At 56.4% G+C, this 25,748-nt stretch carries 25 protein-coding genes; 17 read left to right on the top strand and 8 right to left on the bottom strand.

Going from position 1 to position 25,748, the window contains the following annotated elements:
• The first annotated feature begins 5 nt into the window (after positions 1-5).
• The 3 genes from AC2FGB_RS04470 to AC2FGB_RS04460 all read left to right on the top strand — a co-directional run bounded on the left by AC2FGB_RS04470 (position 6) and on the right by AC2FGB_RS04460 (position 1,577).
• A complete protein-coding gene (locus AC2FGB_RS04470) occupies positions 6-371 on the top strand; it encodes an RNA-binding S4 domain-containing protein (protein ID WP_142634418.1) in 366 nt (121 codons plus the stop codon).
• A 66-nt stretch (positions 372-437) separates the two neighbouring features.
• Positions 438-776, top strand: coding sequence for a ferredoxin FdxA (gene fdxA / locus AC2FGB_RS04465; protein WP_085821728.1), 339 nt, complete (start codon positions 438-440; stop codon positions 774-776).
• A 282-nt stretch (positions 777-1,058) separates the two neighbouring features.
• On the top strand, positions 1,059-1,577 hold the full coding sequence (locus AC2FGB_RS04460) for a CarD family transcriptional regulator (RefSeq protein WP_142634416.1): 519 nt from the start codon (positions 1,059-1,061) through the stop codon (positions 1,575-1,577).
• Positions 1,578-1,660: 83 nt separating this feature from the next.
• On the opposite strand, the gene cobS is transcribed toward AC2FGB_RS04460, so the two are convergent.
• A complete protein-coding gene (cobS, locus tag AC2FGB_RS04455) occupies positions 1,661-2,425 on the bottom strand; it encodes an adenosylcobinamide-GDP ribazoletransferase (protein WP_496693284.1) in 765 nt (254 codons plus the stop codon).
• Positions 2,426-2,504: 79 nt separating this feature from the next.
• Here cobS and cobT point away from each other — a divergent pair, with 79 nt between their 5' ends.
• Positions 2,505-3,518 (top strand): nicotinate-nucleotide--dimethylbenzimidazole phosphoribosyltransferase, encoded by a 1,014-nt coding sequence (gene cobT, locus AC2FGB_RS04450; protein WP_496693283.1) that lies wholly within the window; start codon positions 2,505-2,507, stop codon positions 3,516-3,518.
• Between the two features lie 28 nt (positions 3,519-3,546).
• Here the strand turns inward: cobT and AC2FGB_RS04445 are convergent, their stop codons facing one another.
• Complete coding sequence (locus AC2FGB_RS04445) at positions 3,547-5,427, bottom strand: monovalent cation:proton antiporter-2 (CPA2) family protein (protein WP_496687615.1); 1,881 nt, start codon at positions 5,425-5,427, stop codon at positions 3,547-3,549.
• Positions 5,428-5,446: 19 nt separating this feature from the next.
• A complete protein-coding gene (locus AC2FGB_RS04440; protein ID WP_496693281.1) occupies positions 5,447-5,902 on the bottom strand; it encodes an Lrp/AsnC family transcriptional regulator in 456 nt (151 codons plus the stop codon).
• 146 nt (positions 5,903-6,048) lie between these two features.
• Here AC2FGB_RS04440 and hppD point away from each other — a divergent pair, with 146 nt between their 5' ends.
• The gene (gene hppD / locus AC2FGB_RS04435) at positions 6,049-7,146 is read left to right on the top strand and encodes a 4-hydroxyphenylpyruvate dioxygenase (RefSeq protein ID WP_281994757.1); all 1,098 of its coding nucleotides are present in this window, start codon (positions 6,049-6,051) and stop codon (positions 7,144-7,146) included.
• A gap of 43 nt (positions 7,147-7,189) precedes the next feature.
• Here the strand turns inward: hppD and AC2FGB_RS04430 are convergent, their stop codons facing one another.
• On the bottom strand, positions 7,190-9,067 hold the full coding sequence (locus AC2FGB_RS04430; RefSeq protein WP_496687617.1) for a hypothetical protein: 1,878 nt from the start codon (positions 9,065-9,067) through the stop codon (positions 7,190-7,192).
• A 164-nt stretch (positions 9,068-9,231) separates the two neighbouring features.
• On the opposite strand from AC2FGB_RS04430, the gene AC2FGB_RS04425 reads away from it, so the two are divergent.
• On the top strand, positions 9,232-9,927 hold the full coding sequence (locus AC2FGB_RS04425; RefSeq protein WP_496687619.1) for an SIMPL domain-containing protein: 696 nt from the start codon (positions 9,232-9,234) through the stop codon (positions 9,925-9,927).
• On the opposite strand, the gene AC2FGB_RS04420 is transcribed toward AC2FGB_RS04425, so the two are convergent.
• The 3 genes from AC2FGB_RS04420 to AC2FGB_RS04410 all read right to left on the bottom strand — a co-directional run bounded on the left by AC2FGB_RS04420 (position 9,924) and on the right by AC2FGB_RS04410 (position 13,004).
• Complete coding sequence (locus AC2FGB_RS04420) at positions 9,924-10,640, bottom strand: GNAT family N-acetyltransferase (protein WP_496687622.1); 717 nt, start codon at positions 10,638-10,640, stop codon at positions 9,924-9,926. The two genes, AC2FGB_RS04425 and AC2FGB_RS04420, sit on opposite strands and share 4 nt — an antisense overlap.
• A 3-nt stretch (positions 10,641-10,643) precedes the next feature.
• Positions 10,644-11,936 carry an O-acetylhomoserine aminocarboxypropyltransferase/cysteine synthase family protein gene (locus AC2FGB_RS04415; RefSeq protein WP_496687624.1) on the bottom strand — a complete coding sequence of 431 codons (1,293 nt, stop codon included), beginning with the start codon at positions 11,934-11,936 and terminating at the stop codon, positions 10,644-10,646.
• Positions 11,937-12,008: 72 nt separating this feature from the next.
• Positions 12,009-13,004 (bottom strand): GT-B fold glycosyltransferase domain-containing protein, encoded by a 996-nt coding sequence (locus tag AC2FGB_RS04410; protein WP_496687626.1) that lies wholly within the window; start codon positions 13,002-13,004, stop codon positions 12,009-12,011.
• A 171-nt stretch (positions 13,005-13,175) separates the two neighbouring features.
• Here AC2FGB_RS04410 and AC2FGB_RS04405 point away from each other — a divergent pair, with 171 nt between their 5' ends.
• From AC2FGB_RS04405 to preA, 3 genes are all read left to right on the top strand, one after another.
• On the top strand, positions 13,176-13,808 hold the full coding sequence (locus AC2FGB_RS04405) for a cupin domain-containing protein (protein WP_142634394.1): 633 nt from the start codon (positions 13,176-13,178) through the stop codon (positions 13,806-13,808).
• Between the two features lie 157 nt (positions 13,809-13,965).
• Positions 13,966-15,300 (top strand): NAD(P)-dependent oxidoreductase, encoded by a 1,335-nt coding sequence (locus AC2FGB_RS04400; protein ID WP_496693280.1) that lies wholly within the window; start codon positions 13,966-13,968, stop codon positions 15,298-15,300.
• A gap of 45 nt (positions 15,301-15,345) precedes the next feature.
• A complete protein-coding gene (gene preA, locus AC2FGB_RS04395; protein ID WP_281994752.1) occupies positions 15,346-16,650 on the top strand; it encodes an NAD-dependent dihydropyrimidine dehydrogenase subunit PreA in 1,305 nt (434 codons plus the stop codon).
• Between the two features lie 252 nt (positions 16,651-16,902).
• Here the strand turns inward: preA and AC2FGB_RS04390 are convergent, their stop codons facing one another.
• Positions 16,903-17,511 carry a TetR family transcriptional regulator C-terminal domain-containing protein gene (locus AC2FGB_RS04390; protein WP_142634388.1) on the bottom strand — a complete coding sequence of 203 codons (609 nt, stop codon included), beginning with the start codon at positions 17,509-17,511 and terminating at the stop codon, positions 16,903-16,905.
• A 169-nt stretch (positions 17,512-17,680) separates the two neighbouring features.
• Between AC2FGB_RS04390 and AC2FGB_RS04385 the strand changes: the two genes are divergently transcribed.
• The 8 genes from AC2FGB_RS04385 to AC2FGB_RS04350 all read left to right on the top strand — a co-directional run bounded on the left by AC2FGB_RS04385 (position 17,681) and on the right by AC2FGB_RS04350 (position 25,738).
• Positions 17,681-18,931 (top strand): Zn-dependent hydrolase, encoded by a 1,251-nt coding sequence (locus AC2FGB_RS04385; RefSeq protein ID WP_496687633.1) that lies wholly within the window; start codon positions 17,681-17,683, stop codon positions 18,929-18,931.
• Positions 18,932-19,023: 92 nt separating this feature from the next.
• Entirely contained in the window at positions 19,024-20,478 is a 1,455-nt protein-coding gene (gene hydA / locus AC2FGB_RS04380) for a dihydropyrimidinase (RefSeq protein WP_496687636.1), read from the top strand.
• 54 nt (positions 20,479-20,532) lie between these two features.
• Entirely contained in the window at positions 20,533-21,327 is a 795-nt protein-coding gene (locus tag AC2FGB_RS04375; protein ID WP_281972254.1) for an ABC transporter ATP-binding protein, read from the top strand.
• The gene (locus AC2FGB_RS04370) at positions 21,320-22,252 is read left to right on the top strand and encodes an ABC transporter permease (protein WP_496687638.1); all 933 of its coding nucleotides are present in this window, start codon (positions 21,320-21,322) and stop codon (positions 22,250-22,252) included. Before AC2FGB_RS04375 ends, AC2FGB_RS04370 begins: the two co-directional genes overlap by 8 nt.
• A complete protein-coding gene (locus AC2FGB_RS04365) occupies positions 22,249-23,094 on the top strand; it encodes an ABC transporter permease (protein ID WP_496687640.1) in 846 nt (281 codons plus the stop codon). The genes AC2FGB_RS04370 and AC2FGB_RS04365 overlap by 4 nt, the downstream gene beginning before the upstream one ends.
• 60 nt (positions 23,095-23,154) lie before the next feature.
• Positions 23,155-24,144: an ABC transporter substrate-binding protein gene (locus AC2FGB_RS04360; RefSeq protein WP_496693279.1), complete on the top strand. Its 990-nt coding sequence runs from the start codon at positions 23,155-23,157 to the stop codon at positions 24,142-24,144.
• A gap of 153 nt (positions 24,145-24,297) precedes the next feature.
• A complete protein-coding gene (locus AC2FGB_RS04355; protein ID WP_281972252.1) occupies positions 24,298-25,011 on the top strand; it encodes an ABC transporter permease in 714 nt (237 codons plus the stop codon).
• Positions 25,004-25,738, top strand: coding sequence for an ATP-binding cassette domain-containing protein (locus tag AC2FGB_RS04350; RefSeq protein ID WP_142634372.1), 735 nt, complete (start codon positions 25,004-25,006; stop codon positions 25,736-25,738). Before AC2FGB_RS04355 ends, AC2FGB_RS04350 begins: the two co-directional genes overlap by 8 nt.
• Positions 25,739-25,748 lie beyond the last annotated feature (10 nt).

The raw sequence follows: 25,748 nt of genomic DNA, 5'->3' as shown, positions 1-25,748 counted from the left end.
GCCTGATGACCGAGGCCCGGCTTCGGATCGATAAATGGCTGTGGCAGGCTCGGTTCTTCAAGACCCGCAGCCTGTCCGCCAAACAGGTCAGTGGCGGCCATGTCCGCGTCAACGGAAACCGGATCCTGAAACCGGCGCAGCCTGTGGCCCCCGGTGATGTTCTGACCTTCCCTCAGGCGCGCGTTGTGCGCGTTGTGCGTATCGAAAAACTGGGTGATCGGCGCGGACCAGCATCCGAGGCGCAGACATTATATACCGATTTGACCGAAAAGCAGGACACGCAGCCGCGAAATCCAGGGTTTGAGGGAAAAGGTCGTCCCACCAAGAAGGATCGGCGTCTACTTGATCTTTCTCGCAATCAAGATAGCTGAACATATCTTGAAGCTGACGCCATACTGATTTAGCTAGACGCCCAAACCGCAAACGGGAAATTCACCATGACCTATGTTGTCACTGAAAACTGCATCGCCTGCAAATACACCGACTGTGTCGAAGTGTGTCCGGTGGATTGTTTCTATGAAGGTGAGAATACACTGGTCATCCATCCCGATGAATGCATCGATTGCGGAGTATGTGAACCTGAATGTCCCGCTGATGCGATCCGTCCGGATACTGAGCCGGGCATGGATCAATGGGTCGAGTTTAATCGCAAGTTCTCCGAGCAGTGGCCGGTGATAGTGACCAAGAAAGACCCGCTGCCTGATGCAGAAGAGCGTGATGGCGAAGAGGGTAAGATGGAGAAATACTTCTCTGAGGCCCCCGGCGAAGGCGGCTAAGCGATTCGCGCTCTGAACTTGTCAGTTCAGCAGTGGGATGGCGCCTTATCTATCTGTTTTTTAACACCTTTCTTTCAAGTGGAAAGGGGCAGCCTTTCGAGTGTCTCAATTTTGTGATATACTCGGAAATTGAACGTTGATTGAGATGGGGATGACTCCGTAAGTATGCTCGCTTTGGAGTTCTGATTAGTTGAAAACACAGCAACCTGACCGGGCCGTACTGGCACGGGGTGGGTCGTTTTGTTGTCTGTCCCGCGCTCTCGTAACCAAGGAAGAACCTGTATGTCTAAGTCGAAGAAGCTTGAGTTTCGCCCCAACGACTATGTTGTTTACCCGGCCCATGGTGTCGGTCAGATCATTTCGATCGAAGAACAGGAAGTTGCGGGATACTCGCTCGAGCTGTTCGTCATTTCCTTTGAGAAAGACAAAATGACCCTGCGCGTGCCGACCAACAAGGCGACCGAGTCCGGTTTGCGCTCGCTCAGCTCGCCAGATGTCATCAGCCAGGCCATGAAGACACTGAAGGGCAAGGCCAAGGTCAAGCGTGCCATGTGGTCCCGCCGGGCACAGGAATATGAACAAAAGATCAACTCGGGTGATCTGATCTCGATTGCCGAAGTTGTCCGCGATCTGCACCGCACCGATGATCAGCGCGAACAGAGCTATTCCGAACGTCAGCTTTATGAAGCCGCGCTTGAGCGTCTGACCCGCGAAGTCGCGGCAGTATCCGGCGCAGGCGAAGTGTCTGCGGCCAGGCAGGTGGATGAGGTTCTGACCTCGCGCGCGGCAGCGGCGGCCTGAACCTGCTGAAATCAAAATTTTAGGGCCATCCCCGCAAGGAGGTGGCCTTTTTATATTGCAGTCACCAGATGAAATCGGGGCCACTAAACCTGCGTAGCTACGGCCATAAGAAACCCTATCTCGGCCAGTTGTTGAGTGGCGCCCAGTATATCACCGGTCTGACCCTCGATCTTGGCCTTGGTTAGCATCGCCATTGCCACCGCAGACAAAGCGGCAATCAGCGTAGGGAAAACCACCTGCAACCCGATCATTGGCAGAGTGAGCAGCAGCGCCATGACTCCGCCGAGTATCACCGCGGTCGATCCGGGTGCGCCCACTGAATGGCTAAGGCCCGATTGGCGGGCATTTGGAAGGACGGACATAACAACAGGCATCATAGCCCGCGAAACGATGCATGCGGCCAATACGGTGGTAAAACCCGCATTCGAAAGGATCGCGGCAATCAACGACACGCGCAGCAGTTGCGAAGAAATCAGGGCAAGGACGCCATAGGTGCCGATGTGGCTGTCCTTCATGATCTCTAGCCGCCGTTCAGGCGTGAAACCGCCCCACAGCCCGTCGGCGGTATCTGCAAGCCCATCCTCGTGCATCGCGCCGGTGGTGATGGTCAGGACAAGAACGACAAGTATGGCACACACTATCGACGGCAGCCCCATGGCCGTCGCCATCCATCCCACGGCACAGGCCAATAGGCCGACAACAAGCCCCGCCAATGGAAAGGCCCAAACGGCACTGGCCTGACGCGAGAACACTCTGTCAGGCAGCCGCGGCACGGGCAAACGCGTCAACAGGACCAAAGCCAGCGGAATATCCCAGGCAGAAATGAGCTTGGTGTCGTTTTTTAGCACTCCTGCGCCTTTCAGGGTCTTGTCGGTTTGATCGCTTCGGTTAAACACGCAGGACCACTCTGATGCAACGAGGCTTTGGATGCTGCCCGAAATTAACAATCTGAATTCTTTCCGCGAAGCTGTCCGGCAAGCCTCCGGGCCCGATGATGCCGCTGCGCAAGGGGCGACTGACCGTAATGGGCAGCTGACCAAACCTCCGGGCGCGCTTGGTCGGTTGGAAGACCTGGCAATCTGGTATGCAGGCTGGCGCGGGGATGCCCGCCCGCAGATCACCTCGCCGCAGGTTATCGTGTTTGCCGGAAACCACGGTGTCACAGCACAGGGTGTTTCGGCCTTTCCGCCGGAAGTGACCGTGCAGATGGTGTTGAACTTTGAACATGGCGGGGCGGCCATCAACCAGCTGGCCAAGGCGGCTGGTGCTACGATGGATGTCCACGCGCTGGAGCTTGAACGACCGACCGCGGATTTCACATCAGGTCCAGCTATGTCAGAGGACGACCTATTGCAGGCGCTGCGCACCGGGTGGACTGCGGTCAGACCAGACGCCGATCTTCTTGTTGTTGGTGAAATGGGTATCGGCAACACAACCCCCGCAGCGGCGATTGCTTGCGCCTTGTTCGGAGGTCAGGCGGGCGATTGGACTGGTCGCGGAACAGGTGTCGATGATGCGGGATTAGCAAACAAAACCCGTGTGGTGGCCGAAGGTGTTACGCTACATGGCGGTTCGGGCGATGGGCTAGAGATTCTGCGCCGTCTGGGCGGACGCGAGATCGCCGCTATGGCCGGAGCCATTGCCGCCGCACGCGCGCTGCACATTCCGGTTATTCTGGATGGCTTTATCTGCTCAGCGGCCGCCGCGTGTCTGTCTGACCTTTCAGAGAGCGCGCTGGATCACTCGATCGCCGGGCACCAGAGCGCGGAAGGTGCGCATGGCGCTGTGTTGGCCAAGCTCGGTAAAGAGCCTTTGCTGAAGCTGGGGCTGCGACTGGGTGAGGGCTCTGGCGGGGCGCTGGCGATCAATATCCTCAAAAGCGCTGTTGCCTGTCATTCCGGCATGGCGACCTTTGCCGAAGCTGGCGTCACGGACAGTTGATCCGCGCGGCCTGACCGTCAGTTGAAGGTCAGGCCGATTTTTTGTCGTTTTCTTCCGCCAATTCCAGCAGTTCGGTCTCAAGGTCTTTTTCCAGCTGCTGCGCACGCTCGATGTATTTTTTGTTCTCGGCGGTGGGCAGCCCGGGAATCCAGAGCTCTGCCAGTTCACGAACCGACATGCGATCATGGTGGTAGAAAGTCTGTTCGGCCTGCGCTGCCTCGTATTCGCTGAGACCCACATTCTCGAGCACATATCGCCCGGCCCGCAATGAGCCATCGAATGTCTCGCGCACAATGTCGTTCGCGCCGGCTTGATACAGCTCGTACACATGGGTCCGATCCCGTGCCCGCGCGACGATGTGTAGGTCTGGGCGCTGGCGGCGCGCATAGCCGACAAGACGCGTCACCTTCTTGCGATCATCCATCGCAGCCACCAGAACAGATGCTTTTTCAAGGCCGGCCGCGCGCAACAATTCCGGACGGGTCGGATCCCCCAGGAACCCTTTTACGCCAAAGCGACGCATCAGCTGGATGGTTTCGATGTTATGGTCAAGAACGATGGTTTTGAACCCGCTTGCCTGCACCAGACGATTGACGATCTGACCAAATCGCCCGATCCCGGCGATGATGACCGGGCCTTTCTCGTCGATCTCATCCGGTTCGGGTGCCGGTGTGCCATCCCCCATCCGGCGCGAGAGAAGATCATAAATGATGAACAAAAGCGGCGTGATCAGCATGGTCAGCGCAATGATCATCAAAAGTTTTTGTGACAGATCCCCTGGAATCACATTCTGCTGGGTCGAAAACGCCAGCAGGACAAAGCCGAACTCACCTGCTTGCGCCAGCCCCAGTGTAAACAGCCAGTGATCGCGTCCGCGCAGTTTAAATGCGCGGCCAACCAGGAACAGAATGATCCCTTTGACCAAGATTACCAACAGGGCCAGTCCGATCAGGTCGAAGGGGTCGTCAAAGAAATAGGCGACATCGATGCCCGCGCCAACGGTGATGAAAAACAGACCAAGGAAAAGGCCTTTGAACGGCTCTAGGTCGCTCTCCATTTCATGCCGGAACTCGGAACTGGCCAGCACCACACCTGCAAGAAACGCGCCCAGAGCGGGTGACAGGCCAACCAGCGTCATCAGGAAGGAAATGCCAACCACAATCATCAACGCCAGCGCCGTATACATCTCGCGGAGGCGGGTCGCATGAATAAAGCGGAACAAGGGCCTGGTCAGGTACACTCCGGCGAGAATGACGAAACCGATCGCGGCAATGGTGACAAGCGTTACCGCCCACCCTGGCAACCCCTCGACCAATGACAAGCTATGATTCGCCGCGCCGTGGTGCCCCGTGGATATGCGGTTGATAGATCCGTCATTTGCAATCTGGGGAATGGCAGGCAGAGCCAGCAGTGGAAGCAGTGCCAGGATTGGTATGACCGCGATGTCTTGAGTCAGCAGTACTGAAAAGGTCGCCCGTCCTCCGTTCGTTTTCATCAAGCCCTTTTCCGACAGGGTCTGCAAAACAATCGCAGTTGATGACAGGGAAAGCGTCAACCCCACTGCCAGGGCTACGGACCATGGATGATTTGCATACATGGCGACGCTGGCGATCACTGCGGTCGATAAAAGCACCTGGAGGCCGCCAAGCCCCAAAAGCCTGTCCCGCATATCCCAAAGAGCGCGCGGTTCCAGTTCAAGTCCGATCAGGAACAGCATCATGACTACGCCGAATTCAGCCACATGCTGCAGGTTTTCCGTTTCCGCACCCACCAATCCGAACAACGGCCCTATGACAAGGCCCGCGGCCAGATATCCCAGTACAGAGCCCAGTCCCAGACGCGCCGAAAGCGGCACGGCGATCACAGCCGCAGCCAGATAGATCGTCGCCTGGTAAAGGAAGTTGTCCATGATCGTCCTTTCAATGCGCTCAGGTGGGCAGGGGGGCGTCGCGTTTGAGCTGATCCATAACGATTTGGCTTTGTATCCGAGCCACTGCAGGATGTGGAAGGATTACCTGATGAAGCAAGCGATTAAGCGCGGATAGATCGTCGCAATAGACATGTAGTAAATAATCGGCCTCACCTGTCATTGTCCATGCGCTGGTGATTTCGGCGCGTGTTTCGACCATACGGGCAAAGCCTTCAGATTGCGCGGGGCCGTGCGTACTCAGATGAACCTGAACAAAACCCTGCACCTGCAACCCTAACTTTAGAGGATCGAGGCGAGCGACATAGCTGGTGATATACCCTTCAGCCTCCAGCCGTTGGCGCCGGCGACCAGCCTGACTGGGCGACAGGTTCAACATCTCTCCAAGTTGGTGTGCTGTTAGGTGGGCGTTTTTCTGCAGCGCTGACAGCAGGCGCGTATCAGTGGAATCAAGCATGTGCGGAAAAACTCCGTGATTGGCCAATCTTATGCGCAATTTACGCGCGCCCCTTTAAGTTATTGGAAAACTATGCGCGAAAAAAGTGCCGATTAAGACGTATTTTGAAATCAGCAAATAAATTCCTGTATTAACGGAGACGCGCCATGGGTCCTTTCCCTCACAACGCCCCGAAATCAATCATATCGGATGAAAACCCCGCCGGAACCGATGGGTTCGAGTTTGTCGAGTTCGCACATCCCGAGCCGCAAGAGCTGCGCGATCTGTTCGCAAAGATGGGATTCGCGCTGGTAGGTCACCACAAGGACAAGCCTGCGATTGAGTTGTGGCAACAGGGTGATGTGACTTACATCCTGAATGCAGATCCCGACAGCTATTCTGCCCGGTTCGTGGGCGAGCATGGCCCTTGTGCTCCGGCGATGGGATGGCGCGTCGTGGATGCGCAGAAAGCCTATGAGCACGCTGTAGCGAAAGGGGCTGAACCTTATGACGCGGCAGACAAGACACTGAATGTGCCTGCAATCAAGGGGATTGGCGGATCGTTGATCTATTTCATTGATCAATATTACGAAACATCGCCCTATAATCAGGAATTCACATGGACAGAACAGTCCAAGCCCCGGGGGGATGGGTTCTATTATCTCGATCACCTGACCCACAATGTTTACAAGGGCAATATGGACAAGTGGTTCAAGTTCTATGGTGATTTGTTCAACTTCCGTGAAATCCGTTTTTTTGACATTCAGGGCAAATTCACCGGTCTTTTTAGTCGCGCGCTGACTTCTCCATGCGGGCGTATCCGCATTCCGATCAACGAAGATCGCGGTGAAACCGGGCAGATCGTTTCCTACCTGAAGAAATACAAGGGCGAGGGCATCCAGCATATCGCTGTGGGCAGCGAGGATATCTATGCCTCGACCGATGCGATTGCCGAAAAGGGGCTGAAGTTCATGCCCGGCCCGAACGAAGCCTATTATGAGTTGTCCAAAACCCGCGTGGTCGATCATGAAGAGCCGTTGGACCGGATGATGAAGCACGGCATTCTGATTGATGGAGAGGGCGTTCTGGACGGTGGTGAGACCCGGATTCTGCTGCAAATCTTCTCGAAAACGGTCATCGGACCGATTTTCTTCGAGTTCATTCAGCGCAAAGGCGACGATGGGTTTGGCGAGGGTAACTTTAAGGCGCTGTTCGAATCCATTGAGCGAGAGCAGATTGAAAGTGGAGAAATTTCAGCAGCTTGATGCAAGAAGGTAATCCTGCGTGGTCACCCGCGCAGGCCGCCTCTTAACCACGTGGCATCTTGAGAACTACGTTTCGCCCGCGTTTCTGATAGCGCAATTCATTGTCGCTGATAGCAATGACATTGCCGCCGTCAAGCCTGTCCCCGATCTTAAGCTTTTTGTACCTGCCGCTGGGCAGCCGAACCAATGCGCGGCGATTGGATGGGCTGCCGTAAACCCCGATCAGGTTCAGTTTCCGCAGGTTGATTGCATTGTCGATTGTGGCCTGCCGTGCAACCGAAGCCGAGGATGGGATTTTGGGCGCTGTGGTTTTGGGCTGGAACGTTCCGACCTCATTGTTGAGCTGTTCAATTCCAGCTGCCGAACCCAAAGTCGCAGTACCTGCACTGGCCTGCCGGGTCAGTCCGGCCGGTCGGAGTTTGGGGCGCGGCACCCTCATTTCCGCAAGGGGCTCAGTCGATTCCGGGGGCGGCGGAGCACGCAACAGGGATTCCGGGCGCGGTTTCGGGCGAATTCCGGACAATTCCTTCAATGTACGCCCTTGAAGCCGTTGCCGTTCAAAATTTTCGGTCAGGTTCTCGGGCCTTGGTTTTGGTCGCAATGTCGCCAGCCTGTTGTCGACCACTTCCTCAACAGGTGCCTTTTCCAGCCGGACCAAAGCCGATGGAGGGGGAGTTTTAGAAGGTGTTCCCAAATAGACAACCACTCCGTCCGGGTTCAAGACGCCTTCTTTGGTTGGTATTACCAGCCCGCGCTCGTCAAGGCTGAACCTTGCCCCGGCAGCGGTTGAAAGTGGTTCGAAATCAAATGGCAGGTCGGTGTCGTATGTGTGTACTGGCGGCAATGCGATTGCATCACGCGACAGATTCGAGTCGTCTTTGGAGGCCAGATACAGCTCAATTTGCGGATCCTGCGCTGGCGCTATCAAAAGGCCCGGTGACGTGATTTCGATCTCCGGCTGTGTAGGAACTAACTGAGGTTCAGGCTCAAGCTCGATTTCGTCTACCAACGCGGGCGCAACGTTCAGCGCCTCAAGAATGGCCTGGTCGGTTGCAGACAGCTCGGGCTCTGATTCAGAGGTCGGTGCCATTTCTGGCTCTGCGGTCTCAGGCACTGTGACTTCGGCCTGTGCTGCGGGTGTCTCTGCAGGCTCGACAGGTCCAGAACTCGGTTCGGGTTGGGATATTGTTTCGTCCAGCAGGGCCAGTTCTGAATCGGCAGGGGCAGGGCTGTCTTCTCCAAAAAGGCTCCATATGCCACCGGCCACCAACATCAAAGCCACCGCCGCTGCAATTCGCACTGATGGCAGAGAGGCCCAGTTAGGTGCGGCCACTTTTTGGACAGGCCAAAAGCTGGTCGGAGCGGTAGAATCGGCGATCGCGTGAACAACCGGACTATCCTGCGCGGGGTCTGTGGGGATCACTTTGGGCGCGTTTGTGGTCGCAGGCGCGTCCCCAAGCGGGAAAAACGGTTCGGTCGGAAAATCATCTGTTTCATATGCAGCGCTGAACGCGACCGGAACGAATCCGTATCCCAGCACAAACCCCCGAGCTTCCTCCAGTGTATCGCGTGGAACGACGGCGACGCATGTGGTCGCCCCGTCATGTGCCGTGACATATACCAGCTCTGTCAGGTCATAAGGGGTGGCATCGGATACAGCGTTTTGCACAGCCTGTTCGGTGTCTTCGAAGGATGATCCGGCGGTATCGACTTTGATGAATTTGACCTGATCCCTTGGGATGATGACCTTGCAGCTCAGGTCATTTTCAAGCGCAAACCCCTTGTCCCGAAGCGCTTTCAACTGCTCTTCCAAGTTGGAGGCATCCAACGACACCTCACCTATGGCGAACCAGTCGCCATCGGAATTGTGGTGCAAAGAAATTCCGGTTGTAGAAATGGACAGCGCAAAAGCGGGTTTCATAATCCGGAGGAACCATAATTGTCAGTTGCAATGCAAACGATGCCTCGTCCGCAGACCGACATTAAAGCAGGATCTCGCCGAGGGAAAGAAAAAGCCTGCGTCTCCTCTTGCCCCGTGACCCGGTGCAGCCCCATGTTGAAATCAGGATAATTGGAGGGAAGATATTGAAGAAAATCGCTTTTCTGGCCGCTGTGCTGGCCATGACGTCGGTAGGGATGGCAACTGCGGAAGAACGTCGCATCATTGTTGATGCGGTAGGCATGGTGCATGCGGCCCCGGATATGGCCACCATTACCCTGGGTGTAACAAACGAAGATGCACAGGCATCAAATGCGATGCAGGCGACTTCGGACGCGGTGACCAAAATTCTGACTCGACTGGATGAGATGGGGATCGAAACCCGTGATGTGCAGACACGTGATCTGTCTTTGTCGCCGGTATGGTCTGGGCGGAACAGTTCTAGCGGAGAGCCGCCCGAGATTTCCGGCTTTGTCGCATCCAACAGCGTCGTGGTGCGTGTTCGCGATCTGTCGCAGCTGGGTACCATCATGGATGCGGTCATTGACGACGGGGCCAACAATTTCGGCGGGCTGAATTTCGGAATTCAGGACCCTGCACCGCTTGAGGCACAGGCGCGGGCCAAAGCTGTCGGTGAGGCGCGGGCAAAGGCCAACCAACTGGCACAGGCGGCCGAAGTCACGCTGGGTCCGGTTCAGATGATCCGCGAACAGGCCGGAGGATTCAATCCCATGCCGCAAATGCGTGCAATGAACATGGCAGCTGAGGGCGGCGTTCCGGTTTCCGGGGGCGAGATTTCGGTCTCGGTCAACGTGTCGATGGAATTTCTGATTTCCGACTAGGATGTGTCGCTGGTTCGGGCCATCAGGGATTGCCGCTGCTGGCCCGACTGATCAAAATTGTCCGGCGACAGCCAGGCCTCGAAAGCCGAGCGGATGCGCGGCCATTCGGTATCGAGGATTGAATACCAGGCTGTATCGCGGTTGCGCCCTTTGTAATGGGTGGCCTGCCGAAAGACGCCTTCGAAGGTAAAGCCCAGCCTTTGGGCCGCACTGCAGGACGGGGCATTCAGCGCGTCGCATTTCCATTCGTAACGGCGATACCCCAGCTCGTCGAACACGCGGCGCATCATCAGGTACATCGTCTCGGTGGATTTCGGGCTGCGCTGCAGCAGCGGTGAGAAATGGATGTGCCCAACCTCGACCACACCGGCCGCAGGTTCAATCCGCAGGAACGAGGCCATGCCAATCGGGGTGCCATCATCGTCTAGCACTGTGTGGAACATGGGATCGGCATCCATACAGGACGCGCGGGTCCAGGCGGCGAAATCTTCTTCGCTGTCGAATGGGCCATAGGGCAGATAAGTCCAGTTCCGCCCATCAGTGTCATTGGCAAACGCCCGGTACAGACCGGGCGCATGCCTGTTCACATCAAGGGGCACGACCGAGCAATATTGACCTTCCATCGGTGTATAAGGCGGCGTCGGGCGCGGAAACTTGCCCGAAACTGGCCGGCCGATGGGTTGGCCTAGATCGTTGGTATCGTGCCCGGCCATTTGTCAGGCCGTTGCCTTGGCCAGCGCCTGATCCAGATCGGCAATCAGATCGTTGGCGTCTTCGATGCCGATGGACACCCGAACAACGCTGGGACCGGCGCCTGCGGCCTCTTGCTGTTCCGGGGTCAGCTGACGGTGGGTGGTCGAGGCCGAATGAATGATCAACGACCGCGCGTCGCCCAGGTTGGCCACATGGCTGAAGATCTCCAGCGCGTTCACCAGTTTGACACAGGCGTCATAGCCGCCCTTGACCGCAAAGGTGAATAGCGCACCGGCCCCTTTGGGGTAGTGCGTCTTGACCCGGTCGTGATAGGGCGACGAGGGCAAGCCCGCATAGGTCACATATTCCACGCGGTCATCGGCCTCTAGCCAGGCTGCGATCTTTTGCGCGTTCTCTACATGACGCTCCATTCGCAGAGACAGAGTCTCGATCCCCATCAGCGTGTAATGCGCCGCCTGTGGGTTCATCGTCATGCCCAGATCACGCAGGCCGATGGCGATGCCGTGGAATGTGAAGGCCAGCGGACCGAATGTCTCGTGGAATTTCAGCCCGTGATAGGCCGGTTCCGGCTGGCTGAGCGAGGAAAATTTGTCATTCGCGGACCAGTCGAACTTGCCCGAATCCACGATACAGCCGCCAGTGACAGTGCCGTTGCCGGTCAGGTATTTGGTGGTTGAATGCACAACCAGCGTCGCGCCGTGCTCAATCGGGCGGCACAGATAGGGTGTGGCCGAGGTGTTGTCGACGATCAGCGGAATGCCGGCGCCATCCGTCACATCCGCCAGTGCGCGGATATCGGTGACATAGCCGCCCGGGTTGGCGATGGATTCGCAGAACACCGCTCGTGTATTTTTGTCGATCGCGTCCTTCACAGCATCCAGATCGTCAGTATCCACAAACTTGGCAGACCAGCCGAACCGTTTGATCGTCTGGCTAAACTGAGTGATCGTGCCGCCATACAGCCGGGTCGAGGCCACCACGTTGCAGCCAGGTCCCATCAGCGGAAACAGTGCCATGATTTGGGCGGCATGACCGGACGAGCAGCAAACTGCTCCAACGCCACCCTCAAGCGTTGCCACGCGTTCCTGCAGAACCGCCACGGTGGGATTGGTCAGGCGGGAATAGATAAAGCCGACTTCCTGCAGGTTGAACAGAGCCGCCGCGTGGTCTGCATCGCGAAACACATATGCCGTTGTTTGATAAATCGGCGTCTGACGGGCACCTGTTGCCGGATCAGGGCGCGCGCCTGCGTGAATTTGAAGCGTGTCGAAACCGTAGGTGGGGCCGTCAGACATGGTGGAAATCTCCTGTTGGACTATGTGTTGCAGAATCTCTAGGCGATTGGACGCGTGCGCACAACATTGCTGTCAGCGCATCCATAGACCTTTGCTTTTGATCTTGTTGCGAATGACCTGCTCGCGCTGAGGCAGGTTTTCGCGATCGAACATCTCGCGTATTTTGTGCCCTTTGCGCTGGAGCACCAGTTTCTTTATTGGGTCATAGCCCTTGAGCACTTTCTTGAACTTGTTGGGCGCAACCACAGTTTCCAGAACCTCGATCACATGGTCGCTTTCGCGTGCATACAGCAGAGGAAACAGACGGTAGTGGCACGTGACCGACCCGTCCAGCAGGCCAGTGGGCAGTGCGTCGCGGCCGCCGCCAAGGGCATGGATAACCAGCGGCAATGCGACCTGATCCAGCCATGGGTCCAGTGTTTGGCCCGCGAGTTCCGGGATATCCTCATCCCGGATGGTGCAGGCATATTCCAGGAACCGTTCGCCGAACTGGCGTGGGCATCTGTAAAAGAAATAACCCGCATTGAAATACAGGTAGCGCCGCCAGTATTCGGCTGGTTGGGCCTTGTCCAAGGAGCTGTCGAAATCCAGTTCGAACCGCTCATACAGGGCGCGCCAGATACCGTCATACCCCGGACCATACAGGGTCGGGCGCGGCCATGTCCCCTCAACTTTCAGCGAGGCACCGGGGCGGTCAAAATCGAAGGGCACACTATTCAGGTCTCCGGTGACAAGCGTATCGCTGTCGAAAAAGACAAATGGTTCCCCCTTGGGCAAGGACAAGAGCGCCTCGATCTTGTTTCCATAGGGATAGCTTCCACCGAAAGCCCGGTTTTCAAACGGTAGAATTTCGGCCCCAAGCTGGTGTAACGCTTTCAGGACATCCTCATCCTGAATGCTGGGGTCCTGTGACCATCGGGCCCCCGGTTGAGGAACGGCAACGAACAGGCGGCCAGCGAAATCGGGACAGCTGTGTCGTAACGAGGCTGCAAACAGCAGTGCCTCGTATTGCAGCCGGTTGTTTTGGCCGATGACCACGATATTGAATTTATTGTTGGCGGTCTGCATCGGGCGTCTCTCGGGTTCGTGGCGTTGGGCCAGCACTGCTCGAATTTTGGTTGGGCGTACACTAGGTAGAGACGTGGCACAAAACCAGATGTGATCATAGATCATGCATCTGAAATTTGAATTCAGGACTTGCGCAACCATTTAGAGACCAGACCAAACAGGAGAAGCCGCATGAGAGTTAACGCAGATTTCACAAAACGTGTTGCTGTGCATTTCGACCGGAATGACTGGATTGCGTCACCTGCCGCAGGGGTCGAGCGCAAGATGTTGGACCGGATCGGGGAAGAGGTCGCCCGCGCCACCACGATTGTCCGCTTTGCCCCAGGAAGCGCCTTTGCCGCCCATACGCATGATGGAGGAGAGGAGTATTTGGTGCTGGACGGTGTGTTTCAGGACGAGACCGGTGATTTTCCTGCAGGTAGTTATGTGCGCAATCCTCCGACATCTTCCCATACGCCTTCGGCAAAAGAAGGCGCGACGATACTAGTCAAACTGCACCAGTTTGACCCTGAGGACAGGACCGAAATTCGTCGGTCGATTACTGGGGATTCGAATCTTCAGCTTTTCAAGGACTCACGCGAAGATGTTCGCGTATTGAATTTGTCACCTGGCGAAAAGCTGGATCTGGATGCAGTCGATGGGTTGGAGTTGTTTGTCATCGCAGGTTCGGTGCAGGAATCCGACGAAGAATTTTCGGTCTGGGACTGGTTGAGATTACCGCCAGGTGCGCGTTCCACTGCTTTGGCAGGAGCAGAGGGCGCGCGAATTTGGATCAAATCCGGGCACCTGTCACAGATGATCTGAGCGGTTCCGGCCCAAAAAACCAGCAATGTACAGTAAAAAACCGGGTGTTTCGGCCTGGTTATTCATTTTTTGACCATTTGGCAAAATTTACCATTTGATAAAAAATCAGATTGTGCCAAGCTGAGGCCATAACAACATATCTACAGGGAGTAGAGCGATGGCACAGGGCCAGATGGTCCCCGGCATAGTCTCCGGGAGGCTTTCCAGCGATGAGCTGACCTCGAATTTCACGGATCTGCATCCACCACTTGCCCCGCATGAGGCCGCAGTGGCCGCGGATCGGTGCTATTTCTGCTATGACGCGCCGTGTGTGACGGCCTGTCCGACAGACATTGATATTCCATTGTTCATGCGCCAGATTCAGGCCGGTCAGCCTGAAGCTGCGGGTGAAACCATCCTTGGCCAGAATATCTTGGGTGGCATGTGCGCCCGTGTTTGTCCGACCGAAACGCTGTGCGAGGAAGTCTGCGTACGCGAAACCGCCGAAGGATCGCCAGTCGAGATCGGGCGTTTGCAGCGGTTTGCTACTGACAGCGTTATGGCATCGGGCGACCATCCGTTCCAGCGCGCCGCATTCACCGGCAAAACGGTGGCCGTGATCGGGGCAGGGCCCGCAGGGCTAGCCTGTGCGCATCGGCTGGCGATGCTGGGGCATGATGTGGTCATTCACGAAAGCCGCCCAAAACCCGGCGGTCTGAATGAATATGGAATTGCCGCCTATAAATCGACCAATGATTTCGCTCAGGCTGAGATCGATTGGTTGCTGAGGATCGGCGGCATCACCATCGAGACCGGATCGGTGCTGGGCGAGGGCCTGTCGCTGGATGGCCTTGTTGACAACTATGATGCGGTTTTCCTGTCCATCGGTCTGACAGGTGTGAATGCATTGCGAGCGGGCGGCGAGGATCTGACCGGCGTGCGCGACGCGGTCGACTTTATCTCGGATGTGCGTCAGGCGGCCGATCTGGCTGAGCTGCCCGTTGGGCGGAATGTCGTCGTCATCGGAGGCGGCATGACCGCGGTTGACGCAGCTGTAAAGTCGAAATTGCTGGGCGCGGAAAACGTCACCATCGCCTACCGGCGCGGACGCGAGGCGATGGGTGCCAGCCGCTATGAGCAGGATCTGGCCGCATCGCACGGCGTCAGGATCATGACCAATGTTCAGCCCATAGCCGTACACGGCAACGGGGCAGCCGCCGAGATCGAATTGGAGTATACTGCCAGCCATGACGGTCAGTTGAAGGGCACCGGCGAGAAAACCTGCCTGCCTGCCGATCAGGTGCTGAAGGCGATAGGTCAGACGCTGGAAGGAGCGCCCGAAGGGCTGACGTTGGACGGGAACAAGATCGCCGTCACGGGCGCCGGGCGCACGTCGGTACAAGCGGTCTGGGCCGGAGGCGACTGCGCCGCAGGCGGGGATGACCTGACCGTGACCGCAGTGGCCGAGGGGCGCGATGCCGCGATGGATATCCACGCAAGTCTGATTGCGTGAAACTCAATGATCAAGATGCCTGCAAGCATCAGGGAGGCCGGATAAATGGCTGATTTGAAATCGAACTTTCTGGGAATTGAAAGCCCCAACCCATATTGGCTGGCATCTGCGCCGCCGACGGACAAGGAATATAACGTCCGCCGCGCCTTTGAGGCCGGATGGGGCGGTGTGGTGTGGAAAACACTCGGGTCCGAAGGTCCACCGGTCGTCAATGTTAATGGCCCCCGCTATGGGGCGATCTACGGCGCAGACCGTCGGTTGTTGGGTCTGAACAACATCGAGCTGATTACAGACCGCCCATTAGAGGTAAACCTTGAAGAAATGGCGCGGGTTAAGGCTGATTATCCAGATCGCGCCCTGATCGCCTCGATCATGGTGCCGTGCGAGGAAGAGGCCTGGAAGGCTATCCTGCCGCGTGTTGCCGAAACCGGTGCCGACGGGATCGAACTGAACTTTGGCTGTCCACACGGGATGAGCGAGCGCGGGATGGGGGCGGCCGTAGGGCAGGTGCCGGAATATATCGAGATGGTGACGCGCTGGTGCAAGAAATACTATGACCGACCGGTCATCGTGAAACTGACGCCGAATATCACTGATATCCGCAAGCCTGCCGAAGCCGCAAAGAATGGTGGTGCGGATGCGGTATCGCTGATCAACACGATTAATTCGATTACCAGTGTCAATCTGGATAGCTTCAGCCCTGAACCCTCGATTGACGGCAAAGGCAGCCACGGTGGCTATTGTGGCCCTGCGGTGAAACCGATTGCCCTGTCGATGGTGTCCGAGATTTCGCGTGGACAGGCAACGAACGGAATGCCGATCTCGGGTATTGGCGGTGTGACTACCTGGCGCGATGCTGCAGAGTTTATGGCATTGGGTTGCGGCAATGTTCAGGTCTGCACGGCAGCGATGACCTATGGGTTCAAGATCATTGACGAACTGACGGCGGGCCTGTCGAAATGGATGGATGAAAAAGGGTATCAGGACGTCTCGGAAATTGTCGGTCTTGCGGTTCCAAACGTGACCGACTGGCAATACCTGAACCTGAATTATGTCGCCAAGGCCAAGATTGATCAGGATCAGTGCATCAAGTGTGGCCGTTGCTATGCCGCCTGCGAAGACACCAGCCACCAGGCCATTTCAATGTCCGAAGAGCGCGTGTTCGAGGTTATGGATGACGAATGTGTGGCCTGTAACCTGTGCGTGGATGTGTGCCCGGTCGAGGGATGTATTTCCATGGTGCCGATGGACGCTGGCGAAATCGACCCGCGTACGGGACAGGAAGTGCAGCCCGAATATGGCAACTGGACAACCCATCCCAACAATCCAATGGCGAAAGCCGCCGAGTAGTCCAAAAAAATTCGTCGAATCTTCTTAGAACAGGATGTCGATGGGGGGCGTTGTGGCAGTTTGCGACATATTGGGTGGCGGTGCGGATCAGATGATATCCGCGCCTCCTCACTTAGTCTTGGAACGCCTTATGCCCCACTTCTCGCTCTACCCACCCAACGAAAGCCTTACCACGGCACCTGTGTGTGGACAGGGAAGAAAAGAGTAGCGTCATCCTAGGCTCAGGGTGAGCGGGTTCCGGCTAACGAAAACCTAAGGCGCCAGCAATTTGCGGTAGAGCGTGTCGATGAACGGTTCAGCACCTTCATACGGGTCTTCGTCGCCAAGAATGGCCCGAACCTGGACATCGAAATCCGCATAATGCTGTGTCAAAGCCCAGATGGAGAAAATAAGGTGGTAGGGATGGAGGCGCGCGATTTTACCCTGCTCCATCCAGGCCGTAAGGATTGCGGTCTTCTCATCCATCAAAGTTTTGAGATCATTGGACAATGCATCGTGTATGCGTGGCGCACCCTGGACCAGTTCATTGGCAAACAGACGGCTTTCGCGCGGAAGTTCCCGGCTCATTTGCAGTTTGCGATGGATATAAGCGCGTATCTCTTCCAAAGGGTCCCCGTCGGCGTCGAGATCATGGAGGGGGGCCAGCCAAATCTCGAGAAGGCCAGATAGAAGGGCCGTGTGAATCGCTTCTTTTGAGGGGAAATAATACAGAAGATTCGGCTTGCTCAACCCGGCCTCGGCAGCAATCTGGTCGACGGTGGCACCGCGGAAACCGTAGGCAGAAAACACGTTCAAAGCGGCTTCTAGAATTGCAGCGCGGTTTTTTTTCTGAATTCGTGTTGGTGCGCGGTCTTTGGACATGTCTTTGCCTGTCTGATTTTTGGGCTCGCAAGTGCGGAATATGCCAAAAATTCCCACCGAGCTCTGCTATTTCTTGACTGATGTCGAACCCGTGATAGCGTGAGTTTGACCAGATGGTCAAATCAAGACACCAAAAGCGAGCAAATCGCAAGCAACAGGGAAGACTAGGATGGCAGCTCCGGCGCAGAACCTCAGGATCAATGGCGACAGGTTGTGGGACAGCCTGATGGAGATGGCCAAGATTGGCCCGGGTGTTGCGGGGGGCAATAATCGTCAGACCCTGACGGATGAAGATGCGGCAGGCCGCGCGTTGTTTCAGAAATGGTGCGAAGAGGCAGGGTGCACCATGGGGCTGGACCAAATGGGCAATATGTTTGCGCATCGAGAGGGCACGGACCCCGAGGCATTGCCGGTCTATGTGGGTTCACATTTGGATACGCAGCCGACAGGCGGCAAATATGACGGTGTTCTGGGTGTATTGGGCGGGTTGGAAATCATTCGCACGCTCAATGAATTGGGAATCAAGACCAAACATCCAATCGTTGCGACCAACTGGACGAATGAAGAAGGCACGCGCTATGCACCTGCGATGCTGTCCTCGGGGGTTTTTGCCGGGATGCATACGCAGGATTGGGCTTATGACCGTGAGGATGCCGATGGTAAGAAGTTCGGAGATGAGCTGAGCCGCATTGGCTGGCGCGGTGACGAAGAGGTTGGTGCCCGAAAGATGCACGCCTTTTTTGAGCTGCATATCGAACAGGGCCCCATTCTTGAGGCCGAGGGGAAGGATATCGGCGTTGTCACCCATGGTCAGGGTCTCAGCTGGACCCAGATTACCGTTACCGGAAAGGACGCCCATACCGGGTCTACGCCGATGCCGATGCGCAAGAATGCCGGATTGGCGATGGCGCGTATCCTTGAAAAGGTTGACGAGATTGCTTGGTCCCATGCGCCCCACGCGGTGGGTGCGGCGGGGCATATTGATGTGTTTCCGAATTCGCGTAACGTGATCCCGGGGAAAGTTGTGTTTACTGTCGATCTCCGTTCGCCCGATCTGGACGTGATCACCGATATGGAAAATCGTCTGCGCGTAGCGGCCGAAGATATCGTGGATGAGATGGGCCTACAGATCGAGTTCGAGAAAGTTGGCGGATTTGATCCGGTGAAATTCGATGATGGCTGCGTGGCAGCTGTACGCGATGCGGCTGAACGGTTGGGTTATTCTCATACAGATATCATTTCGGGCGCCGGTCATGATGCCTGCTGGATCAACCGGGTTGCACCAACAGCGATGGTGATGTGCCCTTGTGTGGATGGGCTAAGCCATAACGAAGCCGAAGAAATCAGCAAGGTTTGGGCTGCCGCCGGGGCGGATGTTCTGTTTCATGCGGTCGTAGAGACGGCTGGAATTGTGGAATAGGGGGCTCTGCCCCCGTCGCCCGTTGGGCGACTCCCCCGAGGTATTTGTAGCCAGATGAAGCAAGCGGCGCAGACCGCATCAGGGAGATTGATATGAGCACTGTTATCAAGAACGGGACCGTCGTAACCGCGGATTTGTCTTACCAGGCGGATGTGAGGGTCGAGCATGGGGTGATCACCGAGATTGGGCCGGACCTAAAAGGTGATACGGAACTGGATGCGACAGGCTGCTATGTGATGCCTGGCGGGATCGACCCGCATACGCATTTGGAAATGCCGTTCATGGGCACCTATTCCAGCGATGATTTCGAGAGCGGAACCCGGGCGGCATTGGCTGGAGGAACCACGATGGTGGTTGATTTCGCTCTGCCCAACCCAGGTGAAAGCCTGTTGGATGCGCTCAAGCGCTGGGATAACAAGTCGACACGTGCAAATTGCGACTATTCTTTCCACATGGCGGTGACCTGGTGGGGCGAGCAGGTGTTTGATGACCTCAAGACGGTGATCGAGACACGCGGCATCAACACGTTCAAGCATTTCATGGCCTATAAGGGCGCGTTGATGGTCAATGACGATGAAATGTATGCTTCGTTCAAGCGTCTTGCCGAGCTGGGTGGAACGGCCATGGTGCATGCCGAGAATGGCGATGTTGTTGCCGAACTCAGCGCAAAGCTGTTGGCCGAAGGCAATACAGGCCCCGAGGCACATGCCTATTCCCGTCCGCCGCAGGTCGAGGGCGAAGCGACCAACCGCGCAATCATGATCGCGGATATGGCCGGAGTGCCGCTGTATGTGGTGCACACATCGTGCGAAGAGGCGCATGAGGCCATTCGGCGTGCAAAGATGCAGGGCAAGCGGGTGTGGGGGGAACCTTTGATCCAGCATCTGACTTTGGATGAGAGCGAGTATTTCAACCAGGATTGGGACCACGCGGCGCGGCGGGTCATGAGCCCTCCGTTCCGAAACAAGCAGCATCAGGATAGCCTGTGGAACGGATTACAATCTGGTTCGTTGAGTGTCGTGGCCACCGACCATTGCGCCTTTACGACGGATCAGAAACGCTTTGGCGTGGGGGATTTCACCAAGATCCCGAACGGTACCGGAGGGTTGGAAGACCGGATGCCGATGCTGTGGACCCATGGGGTGAACACTGGTCGGCTGACGCCAAATGAATTTGTGGCAGTCACTTCAACAAACATCGCTAAGATATTGAATTGTTACCCAAGAAAAGGCGCAATTCTTGTAGGTGCCGATGCCGATTTGGTGGTGTGGGATCCTGAGAAAGGCAAGACGATCAGCGCGAAATCGCAGCAATCTTCGATCGACTACAACGTGTTTGAGGGCAAAGAGGTCAAAGGCTTGCCGCGCTTTACTCTGACCCGTGGGCAGGTTGCAGTGCATGACGGAGAGATCAGGACTCAGGAAGGCCATGGCCAATTTGTTGAACGCGAGGCCAATACAACCGTCAACAAGGCGCTGAGTACTTGGAAAGAGCTGACAGCGCCGCGACCGGTGGTACGCACGGGTATTCCAGCAACCGGTGTATGACAGAATATGTGGCAGATATCACGTCTTATTACGGTTTAAGTTCAAGGGGATGGAATGAATATTGAAACCGCTGCACCGCCTGTAATCGAGGCGCGGCAACTGGATCTGACCTTTCAGACCAATGACGGGCCGGTCCACGCTCTGAAGGATGTGAACCTGACCATCGAAAAGGGAGAATTCGTCAGCTTCATCGGACCCTCCGGCTGTGGTAAGACCACCTTTTTGCGGTGCATCGCTGCGTTGGAAACTCCGACCGGCGGGACATTGACCGTCAACGGTATGACCCCGGATGAGGCGCGGCGGAATCGGGCCTATGGCTATGTATTTCAGGCCGCGGGTCTGTACCCTTGGCGCACCATTTCCAAGAACATCAAGCTCCCGCTTGAAATCATGGGGTTTACAGCTGCCGAGCAGGAAGAACGCGTAAACAAGGTTTTGGAACTTGTTGATCTTGAAGGGTTTGGTGGAAAGTTTCCCTGGCAGTTATCGGGTGGAATGCAGCAACGGGCCAGCATTGCACGGGCGCTGGCCTTTGATGCGGATATCCTGCTTATGGACGAACCTTTTGGCGCGTTGGATGAGATTGTCCGCGATCACCTGAACGAGCAGCTTCTGGCACTTTGGGCGCGGACTGAAAAGACCATTGGGTTTGTCACCCATTCCATCCCTGAGGCCGTCTATCTGAGCACCAAGATCGTTGTGATGAGCCCTCGGCCCGGACGGATCACTGACGTGATCGACAGTCCGTTGCCGAAAGAGCGGCCGCTCGATATTCGCGACACGCCGGAATTCATCGAAGTTGCCCATAGGGTGCGAGAAGGGTTGCGCGCGGGGCATTCGGATGAATAGTAGCGGGTTCAAGGCATTCTGGGCTGTATTGACGGTACTGGCCGTCATAGTAGCCTTTTGGTACGCCGCTTGTATTCCGATGAATATCAAAGGCGTTCTGACCGAACAGGAACGGGCCGGCGCCACTGTTCAGCCACCCTCGGCAAAAGATCGTCGCGATCTGTCCGAATTCAGCCTGGTTCTGGACAATAGCTTTGCCATTCCAGCCACGTGGGAACAGGATCGTCCGCGGTTGCCCGCTCCGCATCAGGTGGCCGTTGAGATATGGAAGACAACGGTTGAGAAGAAAATCACCTCAAAGCGCTCGCTGGTTTATCACGGCTGGGTGACGCTGAGTGCGACGATACTGGGTTTTGCCATTGGCACCGGTCTGGGAATTCTGCTGGCTGTTGGGATCGTACATAGCCGGGTCATGGACCTGTCGGTCATGCCCTGGGCGATAGTCAGCCAAACCATCCCGATCATCGCTCTGGCCCCGATGATCATTGTGGTCCTATATTCCGTTGGCGTGCAGGGGATTATCCCCAAGGCGGTCATATCGGCCTATCTCAGCTTTTTTCCTGTCGTGGTGGGCATGGTCAAAGGTTTGCGCAGCCCGGATGCGATGCAACTGGATTTGCTGCGTACCTATAGCGCGAGCCACGCGCAGGGGTTCTGGAAACTGCGTTTGCCGGCCTCGATGCCGTATCTGTTCACATCGCTGAAGATAGGCATTGCGGCTTCATTGGTAGGGGCCATCGTGGGGGAATTGCCCACCGGGGCAGTTGCGGGACTGGGCGCGCGCCTGCTGGCAGGCAGCTATTATGGTCAGACCGTGCAAATCTGGTCGGCCCTGTTTGCGGCGGCGATTCTGGCGGCCTGTCTTGTGGGGCTTCTGGGGCTGATTGAAAAGTCGGTCCTGAAACGGATGGGGATTGCGCAATGATACCAATTCTGGGCGCACTCGGTGTGTGGCTGTTGGGATGGTGGTTGAACAGCCGCTTGGCCAGCGGGCCTTATGCTGATACGCGGATGGTCCGGTTTCTGGCTCCGCTGATCTTTGGTCTGACTATCATCGTCATCTGGGAGCTTTTAGTGCGCGGCCTTGAGGTGTCTTTGGTCATTCTGCCCGCTCCATCGGTTATCTGGATTCGGTTCTGGGACAGTTTGCCAACGCTTTGGATGGATTTCGTGCAAACCATCATCAAGGGCGCGCTGAGCGGTTACATCATCGGCTGTGGAGCCGCCTTCCTGATGGCGATTGCAGTGGACCGGTGGGATTTTCTGCGCCTTGGGCTTTTGCCCGTGGGCAACTTCGTGGCCGCTCTTCCGATTGTTGGCACCGCGCCGATTCTGGTCATGTGGTTCGGGTTCGACTGGCACTCCAAAGCGGCGGTGGTTGTCGTGATGGTCTTTTTCCCAATGCTGGTGAACACCGTCGCCGGGCTGCGCGAGGCGACAGCAATGCAGCGCGACCTGATGGAGACTTATGCCGCCACGTATTGGCAGAGCTTTCTGAAGCTGCGCTTGCCTGCCGCGATGCCATTTGTTTTCAATGGTCTCAAGATATCCACCACCCTTGCATTGATCGGCGCTATCGTGGCCGAGTTCTTTGGCTCACCGACGCTTGGCATGGGGTTTCGGATATCTACCAGCGTGGGGCAGCTCTCACTGGATATGGTCTGGGCCGAGATCGTAGTGGCGGCTTTGGCCGGGACATCATTTTATGGTCTGGTGGCCATGATCGAAAAGGCGGTGACCTTCTGGCACCCGTCGCAACGCGGATAAGAATTCAACAGACCCCAAAAATGAAAAATGGGGCGCCAACTGAAACTAGGAGATGTGAAGATGAAAAAGATACTCAGCGGGGCGGTTGCCGCCTTTAGCCTGGCCGCCAGTGCAGCCTGGTCGGCGGATGAGGTGACATTGCAGTTGAAATGGGTCACGCAAGCTCAGTTCGCAGGTTATTACGTGGCCAAAGACAAAGGGTTCTACGAAGAAGAAGGTCTTGATGTCACAATTCTGCCAGGCGGCCCGGACATAGCGCCGACACAGGTCATTGCGGGTGGCGGCGCTGACGTGACGGTCGAGTGGATGCCAGCTGCATTGGCCGCGCGCGAAAAGGGCCTGCCGCTGGTGAATATTGCCCAGCCTTTCAAAAGCTCGGGTATGATGTTGACCTGCTGGAAAGATGCCGGTATTTCCGCACCAGAAGACCTTAAGAACCGGACACTGGGCGTCTGGTTCTTTGGCAACGAATTCCCCTTCATGAGCTGGATGAGCCAGCTGGGCATTGATACCGGTGGCAAGAGCGAAAATGGCGTCGAGGTTCTGAAGCAGGGCTTTAATGTCGACCCGCTGCTGCAGCGTCAGGCTGATTGCATCAGCACCATGACCTATAACGAATACTGGCAGGTCATAGATTCCGGCGTCAGCCCCGACGAACTGGTCACATTCAAATACGAAGATCAGGGCGTCGCCACGCTGGAAGACGGCCTGTACGTTCTTGAAGAGAACCTGAGCGACGCGGCATTTGTCGACAAGATGGAACGTTTCGTACGGGCGTCGATGAAGGGGTGGAAATATGCCGAAGAGAACCCAGATGAAGCGGCCGATATCGTGCTTGAAAATGACGCGACTGGTGCCCAAACCGAAGCGCATCAGAGACGTATGATGGGTGAGATTGCCAAGCTGACTGCGGGCTCAAACGGATCGCTTGATCCGGCGGATTTTGAGCGCACTGTAGGGACGCTGCTTGCCGGTGGTTCTGACCCCGTTATCACCAAACAACCCGAAGGTGCCTGGACGCATCAGATTTCGGATGCAGCACTGAACTGAGTCAGGTTCACGATGGAATATGGCGCGGTCCCAAATGGGGCCGCGTTTTTTGTTGGAAGCGTCGAAAATGTGACTGCACTTGTAGCGCGTTTGTCATAGTAATTACCTGTAAATTATTGCAAACTGTTCAATATGGGGAGTATTAGGTAGATAATGCAGGATTTCACAACAGAATTCAGGTCGGCGCTTGCTTTGATCCTTCATTGGGATCCGGAGCTGTGGGCGATTGTTCTGTTGTCCCTGAAAGTCTCTGTTTTTGCCGTTCTGATTTCTGCCGTTATCGGGATGCCCATGGGCGCGGCTTTGGCCGTTGCGCGTTTTCCAGGGCGGCGGATTCTGATCGTCTTGATGAATGCCTTGATGGGCTTGCCCCCGGTTGTGGTTGGTTTGCTGGTCTATCTGATGCTGTCGCGTTCCGGCCCGTTGGGGGTCCTTGAATTGCTCTACACACCGACGGCGATGATTATTGCTCAGGTCGTTCTGGTGACCCCGATCGTTGCCGCACTGACACGTCAAGTGGTCGAAATGCTGGCCGAGGAATATTCCGAGCAACTCCGCTCACTCGGCGTGTCGCGGATGGCATCGATTCCGGTGCTATTGTGGGATGCGCGGCTGTCTCTTGTTACTGCATTGCTGGCAGGGTTTGGACGTGCGATTGCCGAAGTTGGAGCGGTTATTATCGTTGGCGGCAATATCAACCACGTCACGCGGGTGATGACGACGACAATCGCCCTTGAAACGTCCAAGGGAAATTTGGCGTTGGCGCTTGCGCTTGGGGCCATCCTGATTGCCATAGCCATCGCAGTAAACGCCATGGTCAGCACGCTTAGCCTGCGGGCCGAGAAGGAAGGGTTGCGCCATGCGTGATCTGGTGCCCGAGATGGTGAAATGTCTTTCTGTTCACAGTTTACAGATTTCCCGCAAGGGAAAGACACTGCTTCAAGTGCCAGAGTTATCCCTGATGGGGCTGGGACCAACTTTGATCCTTGGGCCGAACGGAGCGGGCAAGAGCCTGCTTTTGCGCTGTTTGCACGGGCTTATCGTCCCGGATAGCGGCAGGGTTCAGCAGGACGGGATTGCCCTGAATGCGTATCACAAATCACGACAGGCGATGGTGTTTCAAAGACCGGTTCTGTTGCGCCGGTCCGTGTCAGCCAATCTTGATTTTGTGCTAAAGCGTCAGGGCATGTCCCGTGCAATTCGCAAATCCCGGATCGACGAATTGCTGGCCGAAGGTGGGCTAGAGGGTAAGGCGCGCCAGTCCGCCAGATCGCTGTCCGGGGGCGAGGCGCAACGGCTGGCCATCCTGCGCGCGCTGGCGCTGGACCCGGAGACTTTGTTCCTGGACGAACCAACCAGTTCGCTTGATCCTGGTGCTACGCAGATGATCGAACGGATGATCTTGCGCGCTTCGAACCGTGGGGTACGCATTGTCATGGTATCCCACGATATCGGTCAGGCACGCCGTCTGGCAGCGGATATCGTCATGATGCAGGCCGGGCACGTGGTCGAACACGGTGCTGCCAAACAAGTTCTGGATGCCCCGACAAGTGACGCCGCGCGCCGGTTTGTTGCCGGTGGTCTGGTAACCTAATCTGAATATG

The sequence above is a fragment of the Ruegeria sp. CDSC021 genome (assembly GCF_059610845.1).
This window is presented reverse-complemented; position numbering and strand designations above follow the sequence as displayed.

Coding starts and splice junctions, on each gene's coding strand:
- AC2FGB_RS04470 (WP_142634418.1), top strand. CDS start 6: ATGACCGAGGCCCGGCTTCGGATCGATAAATGGCTGTGGCAGGCTCGG.
- fdxA (WP_085821728.1), top strand. CDS start 438: ATGACCTATGTTGTCACTGAAAACTGCATCGCCTGCAAATACACCGAC.
- AC2FGB_RS04460 (WP_142634416.1), top strand. CDS start 1,059: ATGTCTAAGTCGAAGAAGCTTGAGTTTCGCCCCAACGACTATGTTGTT.
- cobT (WP_496693283.1), top strand. CDS start 2,505: ATGCTGCCCGAAATTAACAATCTGAATTCTTTCCGCGAAGCTGTCCGG.
- AC2FGB_RS04445 (WP_496687615.1), bottom strand. CDS start 5,427: ATGGACAACTTCCTTTACCAGGCGACGATCTATCTGGCTGCGGCTGTG.
- AC2FGB_RS04440 (WP_496693281.1), bottom strand. CDS start 5,902: ATGCTTGATTCCACTGATACGCGCCTGCTGTCAGCGCTGCAGAAAAAC.
- hppD (WP_281994757.1), top strand. CDS start 6,049: ATGGGTCCTTTCCCTCACAACGCCCCGAAATCAATCATATCGGATGAA.
- AC2FGB_RS04430 (WP_496687617.1), bottom strand. CDS start 9,067: ATGAAACCCGCTTTTGCGCTGTCCATTTCTACAACCGGAATTTCTTTG.
- AC2FGB_RS04420 (WP_496687622.1), bottom strand. CDS start 10,640: ATGGCCGGGCACGATACCAACGATCTAGGCCAACCCATCGGCCGGCCA.
- AC2FGB_RS04415 (WP_496687624.1), bottom strand. CDS start 11,936: ATGTCTGACGGCCCCACCTACGGTTTCGACACGCTTCAAATTCACGCA.
- AC2FGB_RS04410 (WP_496687626.1), bottom strand. CDS start 13,004: ATGCAGACCGCCAACAATAAATTCAATATCGTGGTCATCGGCCAAAAC.
- AC2FGB_RS04405 (WP_142634394.1), top strand. CDS start 13,176: ATGAGAGTTAACGCAGATTTCACAAAACGTGTTGCTGTGCATTTCGAC.
- AC2FGB_RS04400 (WP_496693280.1), top strand. CDS start 13,966: ATGGCACAGGGCCAGATGGTCCCCGGCATAGTCTCCGGGAGGCTTTCC.
- preA (WP_281994752.1), top strand. CDS start 15,346: ATGGCTGATTTGAAATCGAACTTTCTGGGAATTGAAAGCCCCAACCCA.
- AC2FGB_RS04390 (WP_142634388.1), bottom strand. CDS start 17,511: ATGTCCAAAGACCGCGCACCAACACGAATTCAGAAAAAAAACCGCGCT.
- AC2FGB_RS04385 (WP_496687633.1), top strand. CDS start 17,681: ATGGCAGCTCCGGCGCAGAACCTCAGGATCAATGGCGACAGGTTGTGG.
- hydA (WP_496687636.1), top strand. CDS start 19,024: ATGAGCACTGTTATCAAGAACGGGACCGTCGTAACCGCGGATTTGTCT.
- AC2FGB_RS04375 (WP_281972254.1), top strand. CDS start 20,533: ATGAATATTGAAACCGCTGCACCGCCTGTAATCGAGGCGCGGCAACTG.
- AC2FGB_RS04370 (WP_496687638.1), top strand. CDS start 21,320: ATGAATAGTAGCGGGTTCAAGGCATTCTGGGCTGTATTGACGGTACTG.
- AC2FGB_RS04365 (WP_496687640.1), top strand. CDS start 22,249: ATGATACCAATTCTGGGCGCACTCGGTGTGTGGCTGTTGGGATGGTGG.
- AC2FGB_RS04360 (WP_496693279.1), top strand. CDS start 23,155: ATGAAAAAGATACTCAGCGGGGCGGTTGCCGCCTTTAGCCTGGCCGCC.
- AC2FGB_RS04355 (WP_281972252.1), top strand. CDS start 24,298: ATGCAGGATTTCACAACAGAATTCAGGTCGGCGCTTGCTTTGATCCTT.
- AC2FGB_RS04350 (WP_142634372.1), top strand. CDS start 25,004: ATGCGTGATCTGGTGCCCGAGATGGTGAAATGTCTTTCTGTTCACAGT.